Annotated in this window: 9 protein-coding genes; 1 reads left to right on the top strand and 8 read right to left on the bottom strand. The window is 35.1% G+C overall.

Features of this window, described 5'->3' with window-relative positions:
* Window positions 1-326: hypothetical protein (locus EAI80_RS11190; protein WP_238634587.1), on the top strand; the 326-nt coding region annotated here is incomplete at its 5' end.
* Here EAI80_RS11190 and yqeC read toward each other — a convergent pair.
* The 8 genes from yqeC to EAI80_RS11150 all read right to left on the bottom strand — a co-directional run.
* Complete coding sequence (gene yqeC, locus EAI80_RS11185; protein WP_129982099.1) at window positions 310-1,677, bottom strand: selenium cofactor biosynthesis protein YqeC; 1,368 nt, start codon at window positions 1,675-1,677, stop codon at window positions 310-312. The two genes, EAI80_RS11190 and yqeC, sit on opposite strands and share 17 nt — an antisense overlap.
* Complete coding sequence (locus EAI80_RS11180) at window positions 1,674-2,774, bottom strand: aminotransferase class V-fold PLP-dependent enzyme (protein ID WP_129982098.1); 1,101 nt, start codon at window positions 2,772-2,774, stop codon at window positions 1,674-1,676. The genes yqeC and EAI80_RS11180 overlap by 4 nt, the downstream gene beginning before the upstream one ends.
* Window positions 2,761-3,579 (bottom strand): selenium-dependent molybdenum cofactor biosynthesis protein YqeB, encoded by an 819-nt coding sequence (yqeB, locus tag EAI80_RS11175; RefSeq protein ID WP_129982097.1) that lies wholly within the window; start codon window positions 3,577-3,579, stop codon window positions 2,761-2,763. The genes EAI80_RS11180 and yqeB overlap by 14 nt, the downstream gene beginning before the upstream one ends.
* Before the next feature lies 1 nt (window position 3,580).
* On the bottom strand, window positions 3,581-4,162 hold the full coding sequence (gene yedF / locus EAI80_RS11170) for a sulfurtransferase-like selenium metabolism protein YedF (protein WP_129982096.1): 582 nt from the start codon (window positions 4,160-4,162) through the stop codon (window positions 3,581-3,583).
* A 2-nt stretch (window positions 4,163-4,164) separates the two neighbouring features.
* Entirely contained in the window at window positions 4,165-5,187 is a 1,023-nt protein-coding gene (selD, locus tag EAI80_RS11165; RefSeq protein ID WP_129982095.1) for a selenide, water dikinase SelD, read from the bottom strand.
* Window positions 5,187-5,417 carry a DUF3343 domain-containing protein gene (locus tag EAI80_RS11160; protein ID WP_129982094.1) on the bottom strand — a complete coding sequence of 77 codons (231 nt, stop codon included), beginning with the start codon at window positions 5,415-5,417 and terminating at the stop codon, window positions 5,187-5,189. Before EAI80_RS11160 ends, selD begins: the two co-directional genes overlap by 1 nt.
* Window positions 5,404-5,757: a LysR family transcriptional regulator gene (locus tag EAI80_RS11155; RefSeq protein ID WP_129982093.1), complete on the bottom strand. Its 354-nt coding sequence runs from the start codon at window positions 5,755-5,757 to the stop codon at window positions 5,404-5,406. The genes EAI80_RS11160 and EAI80_RS11155 overlap by 14 nt, the downstream gene beginning before the upstream one ends.
* 1 nt (window position 5,758) lies before the next feature.
* On the bottom strand, window positions 5,759-6,849 hold a 1,091-nt coding region (locus EAI80_RS11150), incomplete at its 5' end, for a molybdopterin-binding protein (protein WP_238634586.1).

The following is a 6,849-nucleotide window of genomic DNA, read 5'->3' as shown; positions in this document are numbered from 1 at the left end:
AGAGTTTTGGGGGATTTGAGTTTGGTTATATATTTGTGTCCGCGCAACGAAGGCGCGGGGAAATGGAGGAAATTATGAGATCTTATTTATACGTTTATAAAATTAAAAAAGAAGAATCAAGCGACATTTTCCTTAGAATATGTCATTCTATAGAAAATACACTTCATCCTTCTTTTATTGAAAATGAAATTGTGGATTTTGATCAGTCACGTATTCAACGTTATATATTTCCTGATAATCGTATATTACTTTATGATGATATACAATCAGATTGCATTATCATGCAGACTGATCAGCCCTGCACGCTTTCTACTTTAATGGAATAAATAACACTTCGTTACGACCACCACAAATCATACCTAGTGTTGCACCTTCTTTATTACTTAATTCATAGTGATGAGAACGTATACCTTCTTCATTTCTAGCGTCACATATTGCCTGGTATTCGACACGCCCTCCACCAATTGTTTCAATGATGTGATCATCAGTAACAAGCATCATGCTTCCTACTCCTCGAGGTGCAGACCCTTCTTTAGATGTAATGATACAAAGAGTTCCTTTCTCTTTGGTATGATAGAGATCACTTGTCATTGTAGAGTATTGATGCGTATTTTTAATCTGTATAATTTCAGCCATAATACTAATCGCAATTTCTGCAGGCGTTTGTGAATTGATTGGAAGGCCAATAGGTGCATGAACTTGTTTTAATAAAGATTCGTCATAACCTTCTTCTATTAAGGCATCCATAGTTTTTTTTACTTTACCCTTGCTTCCAATCATTCCAACATAAAGAGCTTTTTGATCGAGTGCCTTTTTAAGACAGACTTTATCGTCCTTATGTCCTCTTGTCACAATAACATAACATGTATTCTCTTCTTTTGGAAAATACTGTTCTGCTTCCTCATAATTGACACAATGCACTTCCTGGGCTTCTGTAAAAATATTTTTATTCGCAAATTCTTCACGATTATCAATGACTATTGTATAGAAATCTAATAAGTGCGCTGTTTTTTCTACATATTGTGAAACATGTCCAGCACCTAATAATACTAATTTTGGCTGGGGCATGAACCACTCTTTTTGTATACATGTCACATCTACGTTGTGTTCTATTAAAGAAGCCAAAGCTCTTTGATAAAGCCCTTCAGGCTGTTTTACTTCTATAACTGCATCAGGATATCTTTTTAAATAATATCTCACGAACTGCTGTATAAGTGCACCATCTACTATTTTTTCTGGATCAAGGTCTAATAATTCATAACGATGTACAACATCCTTGACTCGTTTTCCTAAGCCTTTCATAGATGTAATCAAAATGATTTGATCTGTATCCTCGTCTATGACAGGTTCATAGTCTGCAGGCACCTTTAAAGGCATACTTCTAGAGCCATCTGCTTCAATTAAAATGACATCTACTTCTTTTTTTAATTGATCGAGTAAATTCTGATCTAATGCCTTGATCTTAAATTCATCAAAACGATTGCCTGCAAAGGCATAGCCTTTGTTTTTTATTTCTTCCTGAATTTCTTCATAAGTTGGATTAACTAAAGTATCTTCTTCTATACGCATATGTGTTGAAGTCGTCATAAGAACTGTTTTTCCTTCTTCTTTATATTGATGAAGTAATTCCTTCATACGTGTTGTTTTTCCACCTGACCCAATAATACTAATGATCATTCTTCAGTCATCTCCTTTAAGACATCAATGACAATATTGACTTCTTCCATACTATTCATAAATGATAAACTGAAGCGTACAATGCCTCTTTCTACTGTATTAAGATGTGTATGCATCAGTGGTGCACAATGGGCACCACATCGTGTAATGATATCATATTTATAACTTAAGACATCACTGATCTTAGATGAATCATAATCTTCAAGATTAAAGGCAATGATAGGTGTATGCAGACATGCATCATAATCACAATAGAATGTGATTCCATTAATACGTTTCATACCTTCATATAAAGCATCAAAAAGCTGTTTTTCTTTTTCTTCTATCTCTTTTTGATGTTCTAATAAATAAGTCATACCTGCATTTAAAGAGGCAATACCAGGTATATTCAAAGTACCTGCTTCTAAGTGTTCAGGATAACTATCAGGTTGTTTTTTATTAAAGGAATCAATGCCTGTCCCACCTGTCTTAAGTGGGTGAATCAATATATCTGTATTGACACAGATTCCTCCTACCCCGCTCATTCCTAGTAATGCCTTATGACCACTAAAAGTAAGCAAATCAATATGAGATTTCTGCATATCAATAGAGATATGACCTGCACTTTGTGCACTATCAACCACAAATAAGATATGATTTTCATAGGCTATTTGACCAATGGTATCTATATCATAGAGTTCTCCTGTCACATTAGAACTGTGCGTCATTACAATCATCTTTGTGTCTTCTCTTATTTCTTTAAGAATATCTTCCTTATAAGGTGCTGTAACAGTTAAATCAACACCTATTTGACGAAGCGGTCTTAAGACAGAATTATGTTCCGCATAAGTCGTAATGACATGATCATCCTTTGATAAGATTCCTTTTAAACATGTATTTAAGCTTTCTGTATTACCACTATTAAAAATCACATGGTCAAAAGAAGGCAGATTAAAATACTGTGCAACAAGTTTACGAGTTGAATATAAAAGACGATCCGTCTTAAAAGCGCCTGTACTTCTTTGGGCATTCATATTGTTGTCAAGTGCATCCATTACTGCCTGTTTAACAGCGGGCAGTTTAGGAAAACTTGTTGCCCCTTGATCAAGATAAATCATGTTGACCCCTTAAATAGAAGATGGCTTCTAATACACCACCTGCAATACATCTTGCTTTATCTGAAATAGTGAAGCAGTTTTCATATTCATCTAAACGAGGATCAATATCTGCCATCTTAAAGCCCTTTGTGACATAATAACCTTCTCGAATCAAACCTCTTAGTAAGCCTGACATAGAAGCATATACAGGATGTTGTCCTTCCTTGTTTTCTATATAAGCAAGCACGTCTCCTTTTTCAACTGTATCTGTAATCTTCTTTATCTGATGAACTGTACCTTCTACTTCTGCATGAATAACACGTTCTTTCCCGTATCCTTTAATAAGTCCAGGAATACCTGTATTTTTCATTGCTGGTCCTTCTTCAATCAAGCGGCCTAAGCGATGTCCGCGCATTGTTTCAATTACGATATCTACATCTTTTCCTGCATTAAATCCAGGACCTAAACCAATTGTGATAGGTGCCATATTTCTTGAAGTCCCCATATTCTTTTTCGCAAGTATCGCATCAATCACTATTTCTGGCTTTAAGATATCAATAGAACTACCTTTAGGATCTACCATCATCGCAATTTTATTGTGTTTAAAAACAGATTCTAATTCATTAAGTGAATGAATCAATACACATTCAATACCTTCTACTTCCTTATAACCATCATATACTGCTTCAGAGTATGCAACATTGCGTCTAATCGCACTTGGATGTTCTATTTCTAATACAAGAACATGAAACCCACAGCGGGCAAGCTTATAAATAGTGCCAGTCGCAATATCACCGCCACCTCTTACTACTACAAGATTATTCATATTAGTTAGGCTTGATGACTTTTTCAGCCTTTTCCATTCTTTCTACAATATCATACATATTTGTAATGCTGCCCACTTTTAAATCATCTTTTAACTTAAAGAAATCCAAGCATGTTCCACAGTTCACAATTTCAACACCAACAGAATCTAAGAATAATAAATCATTCACTGTATCACTTTCCTGTGTAGTGATCTTTACACCTTCATTATAGAAAAGAATTGTTTCTGGAAAGGCATCCTGCTTAGTAAGCGCAAAAATGAAAGATTTCATTAAGATTTTACCTAATTCCTTGTCACTTCCTAAACTATTACTGCTTATTACAACAATCTGTCCTTTTAAGATATTTTCAGCCTTCTTTTCTTCTACAACCTGTTCGCTTGAACTGATAACTACAGTATAATCTTCGTTGACTTTACTACTTACAGCATCATAACCTTTTACTTTCGCAAACTTCTTTAAGTTTTCTACAGCTGTTTCATTATCTACTAATACTTCTACAGCTTCACTACTTTCCTTTAATAATTCCTTAGTCTTTACAACTGGTAATGGACATTCTAATCCTCTTGCATCTAACTTTCTCATCTCTATTCTCCTACATATATACTTTTGTCTTTTAAATCAACAACTTCTCCAATGACATAACATTCTCTTCCTGCTTCTTTAAATGCATCAAGTATGTCATCCAAGTCTTTTTTCGCAACACTCGCAAGCAATCCTCCACTTGTCTGAGGATCATACATAATTTCTTCTAAGAAGAAGTTTTCCTTCTCAAAAACAACTTCTTTTTCTACACTATTTCTATTTGTCTGAGCAGCTCCACTTAAATAGAATTCATCTACATAGTAAGGACAATCTCTAAAATAAGGGATATTGTTTCCATAAAGTATTGCACTCTTTTTATGATCTAACATCTCATTTAAATGAACCATTAAACCAAAACCTGTGACATCAGTCAGTGCATGAACATCATATGGTTTAAGTAGTTCTGCAGCATACTTATTAAGTGTTGTCATACTCTTAAAAACATCATCTAATACTTCTGGCGCAGCGTCTTTCATACGCATCGCATTAAGTGTCATACCTACGCCTAATTTCTTAGTAAGAATAAGTACATCTCCCGTCTTGGCATTATTGTTTGTCTTAATAGAATCAACATCCACAATGCCAGTCACGCTTAAGCCATACTTAATAGAAGTATCTCTAATAGAATGCCCTCCAGATAGTGTGACATGAGCTTCTTTTAACTTATCATTCCCACCTTCAATAATTCTTCCTAATATATTTAAATCTTCTTCCTCTGGGAAACAGACAATATTTAAAGCCGTTCTAGGCACACCGCCCATAGCATAAACATCGCTTAATGCATTGGTAGCTGCAATCTGACCATAAAGATAAGGATCTTCTACCATTGGTGGAAAGAAATCCAATGTAGAGACAATTCCCTTATCTTCAGTAATCTTTAATACAGATGCATCATCATGACTATCAAAGCCTACTAACAAGTCTGGATCTTCATACTTATCAATCTTTTCAAGGATGCGAGAGAGCTTCTTTGCGCCAAGCTTTGCGCTGCATCCTCCACCCTGACAGTAAATCTTTTCACTCATTAGAAAATCACCTCTTTCATATAAGCATATTGTACATGTTCTTCTTTTAAGAATCTAAGCCATTTCTCTTGGTCTAGGTCTAAAGAGGCAAAACAGAGTCCACAACCTGCTTCTATTTCTCTTGGAAGAGGAATTAATCTTCCCTGCATTTTATTTTTTGCTTTATCTTCTAAGTCTAGTGCATGGCTTGTAGAATCAAACGCAATGATCAAATATTTATCTTTCTTCATTAAATAGTTCTTGAAATGTTTCTTCTGCGAAGTCTTTCATTCTTTTTTGGAATTCATCATATTTCTTTAATAATGTCTTTCCTTCTTCGCTTAAAACACTTCCTCCTCCATTACTTCCTCCAGATACTCGTTCTAATAACTTCATATCTAGATCTTCTTCAGCTCTTTTTAATATCTTCCATGCTTTAGAATGGGACATCCCCATAACCTCACAGGCCTTACTTAAAGAGCCATACTTATCACATAAATGTAGTAACTGTGAGACACCTTTTCCAAAACAGGGTTCTTCATTAAAAAGTCTAACTTTAAAATCAAATTTTTCAGGATTATGATATGTCATCCTACCAGCCCTTTCCAAAGCCACAATTTGGGAATGTACATTGTGGACAGTTTAAACACAAACCACCTTCACCAAGCATTGCAAGTTCATCAGCAGTGATTGGATCATTGGCTACAAGTCGAGGAAGAACTAAATCAAAAACTGTTCTTTTTGCATACATCACACATCCTGGTAAACCAACAATTGGTGTATCTCCCTTATATGATAATAAGAACATCGCACCTGGTAAAACAGGTGAACCATAGCTAATAATATTGGCTCCTGTATTCTTGATTGCGAGTGGTGTCTTATCATCTAGATCAACACTCATACCACCCGTACAGATCACCATATCCACATGCATGTCAAGTGCTTCTTTTATAGCACTTGTGACCATATCCGGATCATCTGGACATAATTTATGGAATACGACTTCTACATTGTATTCTTTTAATTTATCAATAATAACAGGAGTAAATGTATCTTTGATACGTCCTTTATAGACTTCACTTCCTGTAGTAATAACGGCTGCTTTCTTAAATACAAAAGGCTTTACTTCAAGTATTGGTGTCTCCGTGATTTTTGATGCTTCTTCCATCTTTTCTTTTTTTATAACTAACGGAATAATACGCATACCTGCGAGATGATCACCTGAATGAACAACTGTATTTCCGTTTCTTGTCGCAATCATCATTTCACCCATACGATTTACTTCAAATAGCTTTTCTCTATTCACTTTAAACAAGCCATCAATGGTGCTAATTAATTCTATTTTGCCTTCTTTAATTTCAGTTGTAGACATATGATCATTTTGACACAACTTACATAATGCTTCAGCTGCTTCATTTTCATGCATCATAGTCTCATCATTTTCCCATACATATAGGTTTTCTTTTCCTAAAGACAACAATACAGGAATATCTTCTTCTCTCACAATATGACCTTTTCTAAAGCGTGCGCCTTTTCTTACGCCTCTCACAATTTCAGTAATATCATGACATAATACTGCCCCTACTGCATCTTCTGTCTTGATTTGTTTCATGATTTCCTCCATTTCCCCGCGCCTTCGTTGCGCGGACACAAATATATAACCAAACTCAAATCCACCAAAAC

The organism is Catenibacterium sp. co_0103 (genome assembly GCF_004168205.1).
Taxonomy (GTDB): domain Bacteria; phylum Bacillota_I; class Bacilli_A; order Erysipelotrichales; family Coprobacillaceae; genus Catenibacterium; species Catenibacterium mitsuoka_A.
The sequence above is the reverse complement of the archived record's forward strand: the minus strand, read 5'-3'. Positions and strand labels throughout refer to the sequence as shown.

What these genes read in the sequence shown, in the direction of transcription:
- selD (WP_129982095.1), bottom strand. Translation starts at nt 5,187, where the DNA reads ATGAGTGAAAAGATTTACTGTCAGGGTGGAGGATGCAGCGCAAAGCTT.
- EAI80_RS11160 (WP_129982094.1), bottom strand. Translation starts at nt 5,417, where the DNA reads ATGAAGAAAGATAAATATTTGATCATTGCGTTTGATTCTACAAGCCAT.
- yedF (WP_129982096.1), bottom strand. Translation starts at nt 4,162, where the DNA reads ATGAGAAAGTTAGATGCAAGAGGATTAGAATGTCCATTACCAGTTGTA.
- yqeB (WP_129982097.1), bottom strand. Translation starts at nt 3,579, where the DNA reads ATGAATAATCTTGTAGTAGTAAGAGGTGGCGGTGATATTGCGACTGGC.
- yqeC (WP_129982099.1), bottom strand. Translation starts at nt 1,677, where the DNA reads ATGATCATTAGTATTATTGGGTCAGGTGGAAAAACAACACGTATGAAG.
- EAI80_RS11180 (WP_129982098.1), bottom strand. Translation starts at nt 2,774, where the DNA reads ATGATTTATCTTGATCAAGGGGCAACAAGTTTTCCTAAACTGCCCGCT.
- EAI80_RS11155 (WP_129982093.1), bottom strand. Translation starts at nt 5,757, where the DNA reads ATGACATATCATAATCCTGAAAAATTTGATTTTAAAGTTAGACTTTTT.